The organism is Erythrobacter sp. 'gip.4 top 5' (assembly GCF_056495765.1).
The window spans coordinates 1379276-1395663 of sequence record NZ_CP200270.1; the positions used below are offsets into that span (position 1 = coordinate 1379276).

Annotated in this window: 18 protein-coding genes; 11 read left to right on the forward strand and 7 right to left on the reverse strand. The window is 64.2% G+C overall.

The window, feature by feature from the left end; all coding sequences use genetic code 11:
- Positions 1-74: 74 nt before the first annotated feature.
- From ACRANW_RS06485 to ccmA, 4 genes are read right to left on the reverse strand one after another with little or no spacing between them, the layout of a single operon-like run.
- Positions 75-452: a hypothetical protein gene (locus tag ACRANW_RS06485; RefSeq protein ID WP_479433711.1), complete on the reverse strand. Its 378-nt coding sequence runs from the start codon at positions 450-452 to the stop codon at positions 75-77.
- Positions 453-462: 10 nt separating this feature from the next.
- A complete protein-coding gene (locus ACRANW_RS06490; RefSeq protein WP_479433712.1) occupies positions 463-1125 on the reverse strand; it encodes a hypothetical protein in 663 nt (220 codons plus the stop codon).
- Positions 1125-1775, reverse strand: coding sequence for a heme exporter protein CcmB (locus tag ACRANW_RS06495; protein WP_479433713.1), 651 nt, complete (start codon positions 1773-1775; stop codon positions 1125-1127). Before ACRANW_RS06495 ends, ACRANW_RS06490 begins: the two co-directional genes overlap by 1 nt.
- Complete coding sequence (ccmA, locus tag ACRANW_RS06500) at positions 1772-2380, reverse strand: heme ABC exporter ATP-binding protein CcmA (RefSeq protein WP_479433714.1); 609 nt, start codon at positions 2378-2380, stop codon at positions 1772-1774. The genes ACRANW_RS06495 and ccmA overlap by 4 nt, the downstream gene beginning before the upstream one ends.
- Positions 2381-2444: 64 nt before the next feature.
- Here ccmA and ACRANW_RS06505 point away from each other — a divergent pair, with 64 nt between their 5' ends.
- On the forward strand, positions 2445-2744 hold the full coding sequence (locus tag ACRANW_RS06505) for a 4a-hydroxytetrahydrobiopterin dehydratase (RefSeq protein ID WP_479433715.1): 300 nt from the start codon (positions 2445-2447) through the stop codon (positions 2742-2744).
- Between the two features lie 170 nt (positions 2745-2914).
- On the opposite strand, the gene ACRANW_RS06510 is transcribed toward ACRANW_RS06505, so the two are convergent.
- From ACRANW_RS06510 to ACRANW_RS06520, 3 genes are all read right to left on the reverse strand, one after another.
- Positions 2915-3733 carry an SDR family oxidoreductase gene (locus ACRANW_RS06510; protein WP_479433716.1) on the reverse strand — a complete coding sequence of 273 codons (819 nt, stop codon included), beginning with the start codon at positions 3731-3733 and terminating at the stop codon, positions 2915-2917.
- Positions 3734-3818: 85 nt separating this feature from the next.
- On the reverse strand, positions 3819-5894 hold the full coding sequence (locus ACRANW_RS06515) for a S9 family peptidase (RefSeq protein ID WP_479433717.1): 2076 nt from the start codon (positions 5892-5894) through the stop codon (positions 3819-3821).
- 85 nt (positions 5895-5979) lie between these two features.
- Entirely contained in the window at positions 5980-6597 is a 618-nt protein-coding gene (locus tag ACRANW_RS06520) for a DNA-3-methyladenine glycosylase family protein (RefSeq protein WP_479433718.1), read from the reverse strand.
- Positions 6598-6702: 105 nt separating this feature from the next.
- On the opposite strand from ACRANW_RS06520, the gene ACRANW_RS06525 reads away from it, so the two are divergent.
- From ACRANW_RS06525 to ACRANW_RS06570, 10 genes are all read left to right on the forward strand, one after another.
- A complete protein-coding gene (locus ACRANW_RS06525; RefSeq protein ID WP_479433719.1) occupies positions 6703-7020 on the forward strand; it encodes a 2Fe-2S iron-sulfur cluster-binding protein in 318 nt (105 codons plus the stop codon).
- A 42-nt stretch (positions 7021-7062) separates the two neighbouring features.
- The gene (locus ACRANW_RS06530; protein WP_479433720.1) at positions 7063-8103 is read left to right on the forward strand and encodes a cysteine synthase A; all 1041 of its coding nucleotides are present in this window, start codon (positions 7063-7065) and stop codon (positions 8101-8103) included.
- Complete coding sequence (locus ACRANW_RS06535; protein ID WP_479433721.1) at positions 8100-8507, forward strand: hypothetical protein; 408 nt, start codon at positions 8100-8102, stop codon at positions 8505-8507. The genes ACRANW_RS06530 and ACRANW_RS06535 overlap by 4 nt, the downstream gene beginning before the upstream one ends.
- A gap of 37 nt (positions 8508-8544) precedes the next feature.
- Positions 8545-9282: a hypothetical protein gene (locus tag ACRANW_RS06540; protein ID WP_479433722.1), complete on the forward strand. Its 738-nt coding sequence runs from the start codon at positions 8545-8547 to the stop codon at positions 9280-9282.
- A gap of 397 nt (positions 9283-9679) precedes the next feature.
- Positions 9680-10174 carry a division/cell wall cluster transcriptional repressor MraZ gene (locus ACRANW_RS06545; RefSeq protein WP_479433723.1) on the forward strand — a complete coding sequence of 165 codons (495 nt, stop codon included), beginning with the start codon at positions 9680-9682 and terminating at the stop codon, positions 10172-10174.
- Positions 10171-11115, forward strand: coding sequence for a 16S rRNA (cytosine(1402)-N(4))-methyltransferase RsmH (rsmH, locus tag ACRANW_RS06550; protein WP_479433724.1), 945 nt, complete (start codon positions 10171-10173; stop codon positions 11113-11115). The genes ACRANW_RS06545 and rsmH overlap by 4 nt, the downstream gene beginning before the upstream one ends.
- The gene (locus tag ACRANW_RS06555; RefSeq protein ID WP_479433725.1) at positions 11112-11669 is read left to right on the forward strand and encodes a hypothetical protein; all 558 of its coding nucleotides are present in this window, start codon (positions 11112-11114) and stop codon (positions 11667-11669) included. The genes rsmH and ACRANW_RS06555 overlap by 4 nt, the downstream gene beginning before the upstream one ends.
- A gap of 2 nt (positions 11670-11671) precedes the next feature.
- Positions 11672-13402: a peptidoglycan D,D-transpeptidase FtsI family protein gene (locus ACRANW_RS06560; RefSeq protein ID WP_479433879.1), complete on the forward strand. Its 1731-nt coding sequence runs from the start codon at positions 11672-11674 to the stop codon at positions 13400-13402.
- Positions 13402-14877: a UDP-N-acetylmuramoyl-L-alanyl-D-glutamate--2,6-diaminopimelate ligase gene (locus ACRANW_RS06565; protein WP_479433726.1), complete on the forward strand. Its 1476-nt coding sequence runs from the start codon at positions 13402-13404 to the stop codon at positions 14875-14877. Before ACRANW_RS06560 ends, ACRANW_RS06565 begins: the two co-directional genes overlap by 1 nt.
- Positions 14877-16373, forward strand: a complete 1497-nt coding sequence (locus ACRANW_RS06570; protein ID WP_479433727.1) for a UDP-N-acetylmuramoyl-tripeptide--D-alanyl-D-alanine ligase — start codon at positions 14877-14879, stop codon at positions 16371-16373. The genes ACRANW_RS06565 and ACRANW_RS06570 overlap by 1 nt, the downstream gene beginning before the upstream one ends.
- Positions 16374-16388 lie beyond the last annotated feature (15 nt).

The following is a 16388-nucleotide window of genomic DNA, read 5'->3' on the forward strand; positions in this document are numbered from 1 at the left end:
CTGGTCGCGAGGTCAGGCCATGGATTGCTTCGCCTGCGGCTCGCTATGACGACGGTTGATTTACGCAACCTGCCTTAGGCCAAGCCATTGCAACTTGCGCCGATCAGCTTGTCGTCGGCGAGATCATATTCAACGCGGACCACTATGCAGCCCCCGTCCATGACCGGCGGCGGCAGCTTGTCCAAACTGGTCCAAATAGTCTTGGCTTCGGCGCAGGTGGCCTCGCTGTATTTGCATCTGTGGGCATAGAGCGCGCGGATGCGACCGTCCGCATCCTGAGCGTAATACCGTGCATATTGTCCTACGACGATATTGGGCAATGCTGTCCCAACCGCCGCTTCGATCTTCGAGGCGAGTATGGCGCGATCGTCAAATGCGGGCGAAGCGGTCTCGGTTGCGGGCGCATCACAAGCTACGAGGGCTGCGCACATCAAAAGGGTCACGATCCGCATCGCATCCTCCTTACAAAAACAACGCCGCCAACACCCCAGCCATCACCACTACGACCCCCACCGAAAACGCCAGCATCGCCAGCACCGGCTTGGTAATCCGCCCGTGCAGCACCCAATCATACGCCACCGCAATCGCAATCGTGATCGGCGGCTGCACCGCAATCGCCACCGGATCGGGCAGACCCAGCACCTGCACCACGCGGGCATAGGCGGGGGTCATCAGTGCGAGGGTCGCGATCAGCATCGCCTGGCGGTGCGCGGCGATGTCGCGGCGGCGGGCGAAGTGCAGCGCGGTAAAGTACAGCGGCAGGAAGGTCACAAAGGCGGCGAGGTTGACCACCGTCACTTCGGGGCGGCCCAGTTCCTGCCCGATGCGCCAGGAAATCACCGCGCCGCTCACCAGCATCGCGCCCACCAGCGCAATCGAGGCGCGGCCTGTCGCCTTGTGGGCGGACAGTTTGAAGCCTGCGGCGAGGAAGCTCTGGCTGGCCAGCAGACCGAGCCAGGCAATCATTGAGCCTGCGTGAAAAACCACGATGGGCGTATAACGCGCCTGAACCTGCGGGTGCGCCGCCGCCTTCAGCGCAAAGGCGAACAGCGTGAAGGCCAGCAGCCCCAGCGCGATGTTACCCATCAGCTTGTTGGCGCGAACGTGGTTTTCAGGTGCGCGCATCAGTTCTCCCTTGCCGCCCGGATTGCGGCGCCTGCGGCAAACGGAGCGAGTGCCACCAGCCCGAGGCTTATGGCTGCAACGAACCCGAGGCTCACTTGATCCTGACGAGCGAGAGCGCCGGCGCCGAAAATCAGGATTGGCAGGGACAGCGGGATGAGGAGCAGACCCGAAAGCGCCGCGCCTGCACGCAAGGACGCGGTCAGCGCGGCAATCATCAATCCGATGGCAGCAAGGCCCGGCGTGCCAGCGATCAGGCCGAGGATCAGGATCTTAAATATCTCACCCTCGATCTTGAGCAGCGCGGCGGCAGGGAAGGTCGCCAGCACCAATGGCGGGCCGAAGCTGAGCCAATGGGCGACCAATCGCACCGCCATCATCGACTCTTCGGCTATCCCGCGCAGCTTGAGCTGGTCGAAGAAGCCTAGCTCAATATCCCGCGCCACCAACTTCTCCAGCGGCAGGATCGCCGCCAGCAGCGCCGCGATCCACACCACGCCGCCGCCGGTGCGCGCCAGCACATTGGCGTCCGGCCCGACCGCGAAGGGAAACAGCATGGCGACGGCGATGAAGAACATCACCGGCAGCGCGGCTCCTGTGCCGGTGAAGGGGAAGAACTGCGCCAGATCGCGGCGGAGGAGGGCGGCGATCATGTCTCGGCCTTTTCCACGGGGGGAAAGTCCTCGATCGCGAAGCTCGTCATTCCCGGCACGTCCAGCGGCTGGTGCGACGCGATCAGCGCGATCCCGCCGCCTGCGCAATGTTCGCGCACCAATTGGCTGACAAGACCTTGCGAAGCGGTGTCGAGGCCCGAGAGCGGCTCGTCCAGCAGCCAGATCGGTGCCGCCTGTCCCAGCACACGGGCGAGGGCTGCGCGCTTTTTCTGGCCGGTGGAAAGGTAGCGCACCGGCACTTCGGCCAAGGCCTCCAGCCGCAGCCGGGCCATGATCGCCTCCGCCTCGCCCGCGCCGTCTATCTGGAGCCAAAAGGCCAGTGCGCGGCCCAGCGGCAGGTCGGGATCGAGGCCCGAGCGTTCATCCAGCAGCGCCAGTGCTCCATCCCGTGTCACGGTCCCTGCATAGGGCGTCGTTAATCCTGCGACGGCGCGGATCAGGGTGGTCTTGCCCGCACCATTCGCGCCCGTCACATGGCACGCCGCGCCTGCGCCGAGGCGGAATGACAGGCGCCGGAACAGCAGCCGGTCCCCGCGGCGGCAGGCGAGATTATCGGCGGCAAGGGAAGGAGAGGGCACTTGCATTGCGTGTCCGCGTTAGGGAAAAGGGGCCAAGCAAACAAGCGACCCCTTTTTCAGGAAGTGCCCCATGTCCGTCTCCGAACTCGACGCCGCCGAAGTAAAGACCCTGCTCGAACGGCACCCTGACTGGAGCCTTGCGCGTGACGGCAAAGCGATCACGCGGACGTTCCAGTTTGCGGACTTCTCCGAGGCCTGGGGCTTCATGTCGCGGGTTGCGCTGCTGGCGGAATCGCAGGATCATCACCCCGAATGGTTCAACGTCTACGCCAAGGTTGAAGTGACGCTCACCACGCATGATGCCGGCGATAGCGGCGGCCTTTCACAGCGCGATGCCAAGCTGGCGCGCGCGATTGACGGGCTTCTTTGATTTCGCACGCCCTCCGGCGTGCGGTGTCCTCGCTCACGCGGCCTGAAGGCCGCATCGCTGCGGGCGGCCGTGCAAGTGTGCTCCGCACGTCTGGGCCTTTGGCTTCGACTCCGGCCTTGCGGTCGCTGCGCGACCGTCGCACCGCTAGTGAGATCAGCCGTGCGCTTACCTTACCGCCCCAGCGGCCCTGCACTGCCGCGCAGCTGCTTTCGGACCTTGCCCGGCATCCAGCGTTTGGCAAAGGCCATCCGCTTGGACGTGGCGCCGACGAAATAGTCCAGCTTGTCGCCGTGCACCGCGTCCCAGATCGCCTGGGCGACGAGCTCAACCGGGCTGATTTCCAGCCCTGCGGCGGTGACGCGGTCGCGGATCTGCTCGTTCGATTTGCGGTTGCCGGTGCCGTTCAACAGCGGCGTTTCAATGAAGGCGGGGCAGACCGAGGCGACGGTGATCCCGTCCGGCGCCCATTCGGCATCAAGGCTTTCTGAAACGGCACGCACGCCAAACTTGGTGGCGCAGTAGACGCTCATGCCCGCCGAGCCGGCAATGCCTGCCGCGCTGGCGATGTTGACCATGGCCGATCGCGGCGCACTCGCTTTGAGATAGGGATAGGCAGCTTGCGCGCCGTACAGCACGCCCTTGAGATTGATATCGAGGCAGCGGTCGATTTCCTCCGGGTCGAGGTCTGCCAGCGATCCGCCCGTGCCGATTCCGGCATTGTTCACCAGCACGTCGATCCGCCCGCCGGCCGCCGCAGCAAAGGACGACAGCGCTTCGTCCCAGCCCGCCCGGTCGCGCACGTCGAGGGGGCCTGACCACGTGGCCTCGTCCGCAATCAGTGCGAGCGTTTCGGCCATCCCGGCGGCATTGATATCGGCCACGCCCACGAACCACCCTGCTTTGGCAAAATGGAGCGCGGCCGCGCGGCCGATGCCTGACCCGCCGCCGGTGATGAAAATGCTGCGCTGCCCCGAACCTTCAAACGCCATGGTGATCCCCTCTGATTGCGATTTGCAACCTGATTAGAACGGCACGGGCGGGTTGTCAGCAGCGCAGATCGGCGCAAGGCTTCCGCTACCCGCCGAGCGTGGCTTCAAGCCCCTTAACATGCTCTGCGCCCTCGACGATCTGAGCGCTGGACGGCGCCAGGGCATCGCCCACCGGTTCGGCGCGCCCGCCGATGCATTCGGCGAGGAAATTCTCGGCCACCGCATAGAAGGCGATGTTGTTTTCGGGCCGGGCAAAGCCGTGGCCTTCATCGGGATACAGAACGTAAGTCACAGGGATTCCTGCCGATTTCATCGCGGCCACGATCTGATCGCTTTCGGCCTGCGCCACACGCGGATCGTTTGCGCCCTGACCGATCAGCAGCGGCTTCACGATCTGGTCTGCCTTGTAAAGCGGGCTGGCTGCCTTGAGCAGTGCGAGGCCTTCTTCGGTGTTGGGATTGCCCATCCGGTCATGGAATTGCTTGACCAGCGGTTCCCAATAGGGCGGGATCGTCTTCAGCAGGGTTTCGAGGTTTGACGGGCCGACGATGTCCACCCCGCAGGCAAATTTGTCTGGGGTGAAGGTCAGGCCTGCAAGCGTCGCATAGCCGCCGTAGGAACCGCCCATGATTGCTACCTTGTCGGCCTGCGCGATACCTTCGCCCACCGCCCAATCGACAGCGTCGATCAGGTCGTCATGCATTTTTAGGCCCCATTGCAGGTTCCCGGCGTTGGTGAAGTCCTTGCCGAAACCGGTCGACCCGCGGAAATTGACGCTGAGCACCGCATAGCCGCGATTGGCGAGCATCTGGTGCGCCGAATTGAATCCATAGCCATCGCGCGCCCACGGGCCGCCATGCACCAGCAACACCATCGGCACTGCCGTATCAGGCTTGCCGTCGCCATTGGCATCGCTGCCCGGCGGCAGGGTGAGGTAGGAGGGCAGGGTCAGGCCATCGCGGCTGGTGATCTCGCGGGGGTGCAGCGGTTGCAGCGGCATCCCTTCCAGCGCCGGGCGCGAGGTGTAGAACGGGGTCAGCGTTTCCGCCTTGCGATCGTAGATGTAGGTCGCTGCCGGCTTCACCAGCGGATCATTGGCGACAATCCAGATGCTGTTATCCTCGGTCCGGCTGGCGATGCCGAACTGGCCTTCGAGCCGGCTTTCGAGCCAATCGAGCGACGCGCCGATTTCGGAATCGATCGCGGTCCATTCGTTCTTGAGGTAATTGACGGCATAGGCTTCCACCACCCCGGTGATCGGATCGCGCATGGTGCCGCCGATATCGGCTTTGGCATCCTCGGCGATGATCCGCTTTTCGCCCGTGGCGCTGTCCTGTGCGATCAGCGCTGCGGTGTTGCGGCCGCGGCTGTCGATCCAGTACAGCGTGCTGCCATCCGATGTGTACCCGGCCGGCGAGGTTGTCAGCGAATCTTCCATATCGTTGGATTCAAACGGCTCTGCCGCCACCACGTTGTTTTCGACCCGGAAGTAATCGGTCCCGCCTTGCGCGTTCTGGCGCAGCGCCATGCGCACGGTCAACGTGTCATCGGCCATGAACCCGGCGTAACCGGGATTTTCCAGCACCAGTGCCAATTCGCCCGTGGTCAGATCAAGCATATGGACATCGTGGAACCGCGGATCGCGGTTGTTGAGGCCCAGCAGGATCTTGTCCTTGATGGTCGTCGATGCGCCGACGATCTGCACGCGGGTCTTGTCGAACGGGGTCAGGTTGGTTTCCGCGCCGGTGGCGACATCAATCTTGTAAAGCAGGAAGTTCTCATCCCCGCCCTTGTCCTGGATATACATCACGGCGCTGGCATCGGGTGACCAGAAATGCTGCCGGATCGGGCGATCGGTTGCACTGGTCAGCGCGCGTGCATCATCGGGATTGCTGGCGGGGGCGACCCAGATGTTCAGCACTCCGTCTTTGGGGGCAAGCCAGCTGAGCCATTTGCCATCGGGGCTGATCTGGCCGCCAGCGCGGGTGGGATTGCCAAACAGGGCATCACGCGGGATCAGAGGGGCGGTTTCGGCTGTGGTTGTCATCGCGGTTCCGTTTTTGGCAGTGTGGTTGTCGGCGTGTCCTGCCGCAGGCATTGCCAGCGCGGCAGCGGCCGCAGAAATCAGGCACAAGCGCCGAATATTGGTCAGTCGTGTCATGGCTTAAACCCCCATCGCGTGTCGTGATAGCTAGTGTGTTGGATGAGTAAGACGCAACAGCCAGGTTTGCAAGCGAGACCCTGTTTCAAAGCGACGGATTGGCGTAGAAATGCCAGGTGAAGATCGCCATGCTGCCACGCTGCGGAGACCATGGTTCAGCAAGGCGCCGGGTGACATTTTCGCCGGGGCGTTCTTCCAGTTGGAGCAGACGTTTGACGCCCTCTTGCACCGCCAGATCGCCCGCGGGCCAGATATCGGGGCGGCCTTCGGCAAACAGCAGGTAAATCTCCGCCGACCAGCGCCCGATCCCCTTGATCTGCGTGAGCAGGGCGATCGCGTCTTCATCATCGGCAGGCAGGGTCGCGAAATCGAGCGCGCCCGACTGGGCCAGTTCGCACAAACTGCGCGCATAGCCCTGCTTCTGGCGCGACAGGCCGCAAGCGCGCAGCGTGTCGAAATCGCGTGCGAGCAGGCTATCAGGGGTAAAATCAGCGCCCAGTTCTGCCTCGAGCTTGTTCCAGACCGATGCGGCCGAGGCCACGGACACCTGCTGGCCGATAATGGTGCGCAGCATGGTCGCAAATCCCGGGTCGCGGATGCGCGCATCGGGATAGCCGACCCGCGCCAGCGCCGATGCCAGATGCGGTTCGCGCGCAGCCAAAGCGTCAAGATCCCTGTGCAATTTTTCCGCTGTCAGGCCCATGGCCATTTTCCTTAACTTGCGTTGGTGCCAAGATTATCTTAGCAGCGCCGTGCCTTCTTGAAGCGCACATCCTTGCGCCCAATAGCTCAAAAGGAATTTCGATCCATGCCCAGACTGGTCGTCACCAACCGCGAAGGCGAAACCAGTGAGATTTCCGTTCAGGACGGTCTTACTGTGATGGAAGCGATCCGCGACAATGGCTTTGACGAACTGCTGGCTCTGTGCGGCGGATGCTGTTCGTGCGCGACGTGTCATATTCATGTCGATCCGGCGTTTGCAGACAAGCTTCCCAAAATGAGCGAGGATGAGGATGATCTGCTGGAATCGTCGGATCACCGCACGGAAACCTCGCGCCTGTCGTGCCAGGTGCCGCTGACCGACGCGCTGGACGGGCTGCACGTCACTATTGCCCCTGAAGACTAAACTTGTTTGCGATCGGGGTCGGGTGATCCTAGGTCTACACTCATGAACATCACCCGCCCTTACGGCGATACGCTCGCGCTTATCGGTAATACGCCCATGGTTCGTCTGGCCGGACCCAGCGCTGCGGCCGGCTGCGACATCTATGGCAAGTGCGAATTCGCTAACCCCGGCTCCTCGGTAAAGGACCGCGCCGCGCTGTGGATTATCCGCGATGCGGAGGGGCGCGGGGAATTGCAGCCCGGCGGCACAGTGGTTGAAGGCACGGCGGGCAACACCGGGATCGGCGTTGCGCTGGTCGCTAATGCACGCGGGTACAAGACCATCATTGTCATGCCCGACAACCAGTCCAAGGAGAAGATGGACACGCTGCGGGCGCTGGGCGCTGAACTGGTGCTGGTGCCGCCCACCAAGTTTGCCGACGCCGGCCACTTCGTCCACACCTCGCGCCGGCTGGCTGAAGAAACGCCGGGAGCGGTGTGGGCCAACCAGTTCGACAATATCGCCAACCGCCGCGCCCATATCGAAGGCACCGCGCTGGAAATCTGGGAGCAGCTGGGTGGCCGCGTTGACGGCTTTACCTGCGCGGCGGGCACCGGCGGAACGATCGCGGGCGTGGGTCTGGGCCTCAAGGCTTTCGACGAGAATATCCGCATCGCGCTCACCGATCCGCACGGCGCGGCGCTGTACAATTATTACGCCCACGGCGAGTTGAAGGCGGAAGGCTCCTCGGTCGCCGAAGGCATTGGGCAGGGCCGCATTACCGCCAATCTTGAAGGTGCGCCGATCGACACGCAATACCGCGTCAGCGACACCGAAGGCCTGCACTGGGTTGAGCGGTTGCTGAAGGACGAAGGGCTGTGCCTTGGCCTGTCATCCGGCATCAATGTCGCGGGCGCTATCGCGCTGGGCAAGGAACTGGTCGCGCAAGGCCGCGCCAATCCGCAGGTGGTGACGATTTTGTGCGACACGGGGTTCCGTTACCTGTCGACGCTCTACAATGCCGAATGGCTCGCCGCCAAAGGCCTGCCGGTGTTCGATTGGCTAGTTCGCGCGGATGAACCTGCGGCAGCAGGCGCCGCATGAGCCAGCCTTCGATGATTGACCGGTTGCGCCGGCTGAACCAGCGCAGTCTCTTCGGTCCCGGCGTGCGCCGGTTCGTCAATTCGGCGCAGAATCCGGGCGAGGCCGAGGAAATCTCCACCGCCAGCCAGACCCGCAGCGAAGCTGTGCAGCGGCTTCAGGTCGGGATGTTCGGCATCGGGACGATGGTGTTGCTCGTGGGTCTGGCGAGCGTCATCGGCGGGCAGGCGGACATGAACGAGGAACTCGCCGTTCCCGAAGCCGCCCCCACCACGGAACCCAAGCCCGCGCCCTCCCAGGCCAACCCGCTCGCCGATGCAGGCGTGGTGCCCGATATCGCCGCTGAACCCAGCGCATCGCCCGCGCCGTCACCCAAACCTTCCGGCAATGTTGCGCCCAAGGAATAGATACGCTGCCGCCGCACGTGCGGCGTGGGCGCTGGGTTTGACCGCCTGCGGAAGCGCGTCGGCCCCGGTAGATCCGCCCGCTGCGCAGGAAAGCGCCGCTGTTGATCCCACTCTGGGGTTGATGACCAGCCTGCCGCTTTACTGGCCGCTGGGTGCTGCGGTGCAGGACATAGCCGCCGGGCGCGCTGAGATGCCGTGGCAGCGTGACGCGCTGGAACAAGGCTTCGCGCTGGAGCCGCTCGATACGCTATCGCCCATTCCCGCGCTGTCCCCGGACGAGCCCGACCTAGATCCGCTCGCCAGCCTCACACGGCTTGCGATCATTCAGCCGCGCGGGCTTTCGCCGGCCGATAATGTCGCGCTGGATACCTGGGTGCGGGAAGGTGGCCGATTGCTGCTGGTGCTCGATCCGGCGCTGACGGGACATTATGATCTTCCGCTGGGCGATCCGCGCCTGCCCAGTCAAGCTGCGCTGATCCCGCCGGTGGTGGCACGCTGGGGCATGGCAATCAGGTTTGACGATGCGCAAAGCAGCAAGCCGGTGGACGCATCGCTGGGCGGAACATGGCTTCCGGTGCTGCTGGGAGGCGAGGTGACGATCATCGATCCGGCAGCGGCTGAATGCACCTTGCTTGCGTCCGGCGCGGCGGCGCGCTGCGGCGTGGGCAAGGGCCAGGTCACGCTGATCGCCGATGCCGCGATCTTCGAACACCGTGAACTCGCCGGTGAGGGCGGGGACGCTTTGCGCGCCGTGATCGGCCAGGCGCTTGAATGACCCGGCACGGGAAAACACGGGACGGGCGGGACTCGGGGTCGGCTCGCACCGGGGAATCTGCGGGGATTCTGCGGGAATTGCCGCGGTTTGCAGGAAAACCTGATGCTTTTCCGATGACTTGCACGTGGGTATTCGCCCTAAGGAAAACTGCAAAATGTAATTAAATCATGTAATTAACAAGTTTTCCCGTACTTTCCCCGAAAATTCCCTTCCAAACCCGCCTCATCCCCGATATTAGCGGGGTCCATCAGATATGCCTGTTTGTTTTGCGTTCGACTGGTGGGGTCGGCGCACCGGTTCCGCATGCTTGCGGCCGGGGCAGGGAAGGCGTGTCTGTTCATCACGCAGTGCGCCCATGTGGGTGGGCTGCCACGGGGTAAGAGGGGGTTGCAGGCACGTGTCTGCTTTTGGAGGATATAACGGCCAAGCTTACTCGCCCGCGGGCGAGAAGGGCCGTTTTGTCCTGCCTCCCGCCTTCCGCAAGGCCGTGAAGGAAAGCTCCGGCGGCAACCGCACGCTGTGCCTTGCCGCGCATGGCAAGTTCGATTGCCTGATCGGCTTCGGCACCGCCCGCATCGAAAAGCTCAACGAACTCCTCGATCGCGAGGAAGAGCGCGCCATCCGCCTGAGCGACACCAGCTTTGACCGCGATGTGCGCGCGGGGCAATTGTTCGGTTACGAAATGCTGCCCTTCGATGACAGTGGCCGCTTTGTCATGCCCGAGCATTTGCGCGATCTCGGCATGATTGACGACGGGCTGTATTTTCAGGGCGCGGGCGAGTTTTTCTTTGTCTGGAACCCTGGACAGCTCGGCCGGCTGGGCGCTGAATGGCGCGGCGCGCAGGCTGCCTGCGCCAAGCTGGTCGCCGCCGCCAAGAAGGGCGCGGCATGATGCAGGGCGCTCCGCACATTCCCGTATTGCTCGATGAAGTGGTCGCCGCGCTCGCGCCGCATCCGGGTATGACCATCGTTGATGCGACCTTCGGTGCAGGGGGTTACACCGCTGCGTTGCTGGAGGCAGGCGCGACCGTCCACGCCTTCGACCGCGATCCCGATGCGATTGCCGCAGGTCAGGCGCTAGTCCAGCGGTTCGAAGGCCGCCTTGTGCTGCATCCTGCGCGCTTTTCCGCCATGCGCGCTGAACTTGCCGCCATTGGCATCACAACCGTCGACGCGGTGGTCATGGATATCGGCGTGTCTTCCATGCAGCTCGATCAGGGCGAGCGCGGCTTTGCCTTCATGCACGATGGCCCGCTTGACATGCGCATGAGCCGCGATGGGGAAAGCGCTGCCGATTTCCTCAACACCGCGGACGAGGAAGCCATCGCCAACGTGATCTATCTTTACGGTGAAGAGCGCCAGTCGCGCCGCGTGGCCCGTGCGATTGTCGCGGCGCGTCCCTTGACCACCACGGGCGAGCTGGCCCGCGTAGTGCGCCGCGCGCTGGGCCACAAGCCGCATGACAAAAAGGATCCGGCGACCCGCACCTTCCAGGCGGTGCGCATCCATGTGAACGACGAACTGGGGGAACTGGACGCAGGGCTGGCCGCGGCTGAAGCCTTGCTGCCCGAGGGCGGCGTGCTGGCCGTGGTAAGCTTCCACAGTGTTGAAGACCGGATCGTGAAGCAGTTTTTGCGTACCGCCAGCGGCGCGGGCCGCTCTGTCTCGCGGCACCTCCCCGGGGAAATCCCCGGTCCTCCGCCTACCTTCGCGCAAGTGTCCAAGGCTATTCGTCCATCAGACGCCGAAATTGCCCGCAACCCCCGCGCCCGTTCATCAACCTTGCGCCATGCGACCCGCACTGGCGCTTCCCCCAGGAGCCAAGCCGCATGATGAACCGCTCTCAGGCCCGATCGCTCGGCTGGGCCGCTGTTCTGGCGATCTGCTTTGCGCTGGTGGTGGTGCTCAGCTTCAAGGTGCATGCGGTGCGCAGTGAGGTGCTGCTGGCTGAGCGTCAGTTGATTTCGCTTCAGCGTGAGACGCTGCTGCTGGAAACCGAATTTGAAACCCGCTCCAGCCAGCGTCAACTGGCCGAATGGAACACGGTGGAATTCGGTTACGAAGCCCCGCGCGCCGGGCAGTTTCTGGAAGCCGAACGGCAGCTTGCCAGCCTTGGTGAGACGCTTGGCCCCGATGCGCCTTCGCCGATCCGCTTGGCCCGCGCCGAGACCGCCGATGTGGCTGACGTCGTCAGCGATGCGCCGATGCGCTCGCCGGTGTCGGGCGCGACGGTCACGCTCGCTTCGGCATCCAGCGAGAAAGACGCGGGCGAAGTGTTTGCCGAAGCCTTCGGAGACTTCCTGATCGAAGCCTCACCGATCCGGCCGGCGCGGGCTGAGACGCCTAGGCCCCCCGCCAAGACATACGCGGCTGGAACCGGCGAATGAACATGATGGCGGCCTCGTTTGCCGCACGTGTCGCCACCCCTGTCATCCCCGTTGGTCGCCTGCCCAGCATTGGGCTGCGCCAGCAATTGCTGTGGACAGCGCGGATGCGGGTGCTGTGGCTGCTCGGCGGATTTGGCTTGATTGCCCTGATCGCGCTGCTGCGGATCGCATCGCTCGGTCTCGCAGGGCAGGCCCCGCAGCGCACGAGCATGGAAGATGCGCTGTTGCCGCCACGCGGTGAGATCACGGATCGCAACGGCGCGCCGCTGGCCCGCGCGTTTCCAGCCTATGCCTTGTGGTTCGAACCGCGCGCGATGGGCGATACCGGCGCGCCGCTGGTGCGTTCGCCCGGCGATGTTGCCCGCGATCTGAAAGGCATTTTCCCGGATATTGACGAAGCGCGCATGGCGCGCCGCCTGGCCTCGGGCCGTCCGGGCTATCTGCGCCGCAGGATCCTCCCCGAAGAAGCCAACCGCGTGTTTGGCCTTGGTGAAATCGCGCTGGAAATCCCGCGGGAGACGGATCGCTATTACCCGCAAGGCACGCTTGCGGCGCATGTGCTGGGCTACGTGGTCGAGGACGAGGGCGGCAAGATCGGAATGGAAGAGGTGCTCGAAAAGCAGCTCAGCCATCCCGACACGCGCAGCGCGCCTGTGGCCCTGTCCATCGACGTACGGGCCCAAGGTGCGCTTGAAGACGAATTACGCCGCGGGATGCTGGCCACCAATGCGATCGGTGCCGCGGGCATCGTGCTAGACGTGGACACGGGCGAGATCATGGCGCTGGCAAGCCTGCCCGAATTCGATCCCAACACCGCCGGGGCGGCCGGGGCGAAGAACGTCTTTAACCGCGCCACCAACGGCGTGTTCGAATTGGGCTCTACCTTCAAGCCGTTGAGCGTCGCCGCTGCGATCGACGCAGGCGTGGTGCGCGATCTGGGCAAGGCGTGGGATGCGACTCCGATTGCGGTCGGGCGCCGTTCCATCAAGGATCTGAAATCCAAAGGCGCAACGCTGAATGTGCCGCAGGCGCTGGTCTATTCGTCCAATACCGTGACGGCGCGGGTAGCTGATTCGCTTGGTCCGGAACGCCTGCGCAAGGTGATGATTGATCTGGGCATGGATCGTCGCCCCTTCATCGAACTGCCCGCCAAGGGCAAGCCGATCTGGCCGCAAGGTCCGTGGAGCCGTGTGACCAACATGACCGTCAGCTATGGCCACGGCCTTGCTGTCACGCCGCTGCATTTGGCGAGCGCCTATGCCGCGATGGTCAATGGCGGCATCTGGCGTCCAGCAACCCTGCGCAAGATCGCGGCGCGCGATGTGCCGCGCGGGCGGCGGGTGTTCAAGGAATCGACCTCGCACCGGATGCGTCAGATGCTGCGGATGATCTCGCTCTACGGCACGGGCAAGAACGCCGACGCGGTGGGATACCGGGTGGGTGGCAAGACCGGATCGGCGGAAAAGGCAGGCGCAGGCGGGTACAATAAGACGTCACTGGTGTCCTCCTTTGCGGCCGCCTTCCCGCTGGATGCGCCGCGTTACGTGGTGGTGGTGGTGCTGGACGAGCCCAAAGGCACGGTGGCGAGCAGCTTCCAGCGCACGGCGGGTTACACCGCCGCGCCGGTTGTCGGTCGGCTGGTGCCACGCATCGGCCCGATGCTGGGCGTGCAGCCCGATGAGAGCCGCGATGTCGACATCTCCGATCTGCGCTATCTGGTGGATAAGCACTGATGCGATTGGCGGACCTTCTGGAAAGCGCCGGGCTCGCTCCCGGCAGCGCTGGCGATCGGTCCGTCACAGGTTTTGCTATCGACCATCGCAAGGTTGCTCCCGGCACGGTGTTCGGCGCGTTTCAGGGTGCGGCGGTTAATGGAGAGGGTTTCATCCCCGCTGCCGTTGCTGCAGGCGCGATTGCCGTGGTGGCTCGGCCCGAGGCCGCCGTCGAAGGCGCGCTCCACATTGCCGATGCGAATCCGCGCCGGGCTTTCGCGCAATTGGCCGCAGGGTTTTTCAGCCCGGTTCCTGCCACCATCGTTGCGGTGACCGGCACCAACGGCAAGACCTCCTGCGTTGAGATGACGCGGCAAATCTGGCGCATGGCGGGCGAACGCGCAGCAAGCATCGGCACGCTCGGCGTGACGACGCCCGATGGCTCGGTATCGACCGGATTGACCACGCCGGACATCGTCACGTTCCTGTCCAATATGAGCGGGCTGGCGCGTGAAGGCGTGACCCATGTCGCTTATGAGGCGTCGAGCCACGGCCTCTCGCAATATCGCAACGAAGGCCTGCACGTCGTCGCCAGCGCCTTCACCAATTTCAGCCGCGATCACCTCGATTATCATGGTACGATGGCAGACTATTTCGCGGCCAAGATGCGGCTGTTCATGCAAGTGGTCGCGCCCGGTAGTCCGGCGGTGATCCATGATGCGGGCGACGGATCGGAATGGACCGCCAAGGCGATTGCGCAAGCCGAGGCACGCGGCCTCAAGGTGCTGACTGTGGGCGAGGGCGGGGCCTTCCTCCGCCTTGCAGCGCGTGAACCCGGCCAGCTTGGCCAGACGCTTACCATCGAACACGCAGGCGATACGCACAAGGTCAACCTCCCGCTGATTGGCGCCTATCAGGCAGCCAATGCGCTGGTGTCGGCAGGGCTGGCGCTGGCGACCGGTGTGTCGGCGGCAATCGTGTTAGATGCGCTCACCCGGCTCCAGCCAGTGCGCGGACGGCTGGAGCGGGCCGCGCTCAATCCCGCAGGCGCCCCTGTCTATGTCGATTATGCCCATACCCCCGATGCGCTCGAAGCCGCGATTGCCGCGCTGCGCCCGCATGTGGCGGATGGTGGGCGGCTGATCGTGGTGTTTGGCGCAGGCGGGGACCGTGATGGGGGCAAGCGGCTGCAAATGGGCGAAGTCGCGGCCCGTTCGGCTGACCTTGCTATCGTGACTGACGACAATCCCCGCAGCGAAGATCCCGCAACCATCCGCGCCGCGATCCTGGCCGGTGCAGGCGGGACCGCCCGCGAAATCGGTGACCGCCGCGCCGCGATTGCCGCCGCAGTTGGGGATGCAGCATCAGGCGATATTGTGCTGGTTGCAGGCAAGGGCCACGAACAGGGACAAATATTCGGGTCAGGAGATACCATGCGGATCGAAGCTTTCGACGATGTCGAAGTCGCGCGCGAGTGTGCGGGAGGCCAGTGCTGATGAACGCGCCGATTGCCCATCCCATGCTGCACCAATGGCCGGTCACGCTGCGCGACAGCTTGCGTCTGGCGCTGTGGACCGCCGGGGAGATCGAAACCGCCACCGGCGGCATCGCCAGCCACGATTTTGAAGCGGCCGGCATCGAAATGGACTCGCGTGACGTGAAGCCCGGCGATGTCTTCATCGCGCTGCAGGGCGAGGCGATGGATGGGCACCGCTTCATTGATGCCGCTTTTGCAAAAGGCGCGGTTACCGCAATCGTGGACCGTCCGGTCGATTACCCGCATGTGCTGGTCACCGATACGACCGCAGCGCTCTACGCGTTGGCCCACGCCGCGCGCGACCGGGCGGTGGACGCGGTGCGGATCGCGATCACCGGATCGGTCGGCAAGACCGGTGTGAAAGAGGCGGTCTTTGCCTGTCTCGACCGGGCGAGCCGGGGCGCAGCACACCGCAGCGTGCGCAGTTACAACAACCACGTGGGCGTGCCGCTCAGCCTGGCGCGGATGCCGGCGCGCGCGAAGTTCGGCGTGTTTGAAATGGGCATGAACCATGCAGGCGAAATCGCGCCGCTGGCCGCCCATGCGCAGCCCCACGTGGCGCTTATCACCACCATCGCGCCAGCGCATATCGAGAACCTCGGCAGCCTCGTGGCGATTGCCGATGAAAAGGCGCAGATTTTCACAGGCCTCGTCCCCGGCGGGATTGCGATCATTCCGGCAGACAGCGAATTTTCCGAGCGCATGATCGGCCATGCCACGGCTTGCGGGGCGAAGGTTGTCACGTTCGGCCGCGCGAAAAACGCCGATGTGCGACTGCTCGATGCGATCCCAGCCGCAGGAGGCTCCGGATCGCTCGTCACGGCTGATCTGGGCGACCGGCGCATCTGCTACACCATTGCCGAACCCGGTGAGCATTGGATCGTCAATTCGCTGGGCGTGCTGGCCGCTGTGCGTGCAGCAGGTGCCGATCTGGCCAGCGCGGGCCTTGCGCTGGCGGAAATGGGCGGTCTGAAAGGGCGCGGCGCGCGCCACACCATCATTCTACCCGGCGGTGGTGCGGCTGTGCTGATCGATGAAAGCTACAACGCCAACCCCGCTTCGATGCGTGCAACCCTCAAAGCGCTCAAGCAAACGCCCGCCACCCGGCGGATCGTGGTGCTTGGCAGCATGAAGGAACTGGGCGATTTTGCCGAAGGCTTCCATCGCCAGCTGGCCGAACCGATTGCAGAGGCTGGCGTGTCTCACGCGATCCTTGTTGGACCCGAGATGCGCGCCCTTGCAGACGAGTTGGGGAAAGCCGCATCGCCGCCGCTTGGCAAGGCTGTCACCTTCGCGCATTGCGAAGGACCTGCCGAAGCGATTGCGGCGCTCGGGCAATTCGGACTTGCGCATGACGATGCGGTACTGGTCAAGGGGTCCAATTCGGTGGGCCTTGGCCGACTGATATCGCATTTTACCGAAGTTGCCTGTGCACCAAGCGTCACCGGAGGCTGAGGCCAGGCCGAAGGA

Bases quoted from the DNA above. Each gene is read 5' to 3' on its own strand.
- rsmH (WP_479433724.1), top strand. From the start codon at position 10,171: ATGATGCAGGGCGCTCCGCACATTCCCGTATTGCTCGATGAAGTGGTC.
- ACRANW_RS06555 (WP_479433725.1), top strand. From the start codon at position 11,112: ATGATGAACCGCTCTCAGGCCCGATCGCTCGGCTGGGCCGCTGTTCTG.
- ACRANW_RS06510 (WP_479433716.1), bottom strand. From the start codon at position 3,733: ATGGCGTTTGAAGGTTCGGGGCAGCGCAGCATTTTCATCACCGGCGGC.
- ACRANW_RS06485 (WP_479433711.1), bottom strand. From the start codon at position 452: ATGCGGATCGTGACCCTTTTGATGTGCGCAGCCCTCGTAGCTTGTGAT.
- ACRANW_RS06520 (WP_479433718.1), bottom strand. From the start codon at position 6,597: ATGGGCCTGACAGCGGAAAAATTGCACAGGGATCTTGACGCTTTGGCT.
- ACRANW_RS06515 (WP_479433717.1), bottom strand. From the start codon at position 5,894: ATGACACGACTGACCAATATTCGGCGCTTGTGCCTGATTTCTGCGGCC.
- ccmA (WP_479433714.1), bottom strand. From the start codon at position 2,380: ATGCAAGTGCCCTCTCCTTCCCTTGCCGCCGATAATCTCGCCTGCCGC.
- ACRANW_RS06490 (WP_479433712.1), bottom strand. From the start codon at position 1,125: ATGCGCGCACCTGAAAACCACGTTCGCGCCAACAAGCTGATGGGTAAC.
- ACRANW_RS06570 (WP_479433727.1), top strand. From the start codon at position 14,877: ATGAACGCGCCGATTGCCCATCCCATGCTGCACCAATGGCCGGTCACG.
- ACRANW_RS06495 (WP_479433713.1), bottom strand. From the start codon at position 1,775: ATGATCGCCGCCCTCCTCCGCCGCGATCTGGCGCAGTTCTTCCCCTTC.
- ACRANW_RS06530 (WP_479433720.1), top strand. From the start codon at position 7,063: ATGAACATCACCCGCCCTTACGGCGATACGCTCGCGCTTATCGGTAAT.
- ACRANW_RS06565 (WP_479433726.1), top strand. From the start codon at position 13,402: ATGCGATTGGCGGACCTTCTGGAAAGCGCCGGGCTCGCTCCCGGCAGC.
- ACRANW_RS06535 (WP_479433721.1), top strand. From the start codon at position 8,100: ATGAGCCAGCCTTCGATGATTGACCGGTTGCGCCGGCTGAACCAGCGC.
- ACRANW_RS06525 (WP_479433719.1), top strand. From the start codon at position 6,703: ATGCCCAGACTGGTCGTCACCAACCGCGAAGGCGAAACCAGTGAGATT.
- ACRANW_RS06560 (WP_479433879.1), top strand. From the start codon at position 11,672: ATGATGGCGGCCTCGTTTGCCGCACGTGTCGCCACCCCTGTCATCCCC.
- ACRANW_RS06505 (WP_479433715.1), top strand. From the start codon at position 2,445: ATGTCCGTCTCCGAACTCGACGCCGCCGAAGTAAAGACCCTGCTCGAA.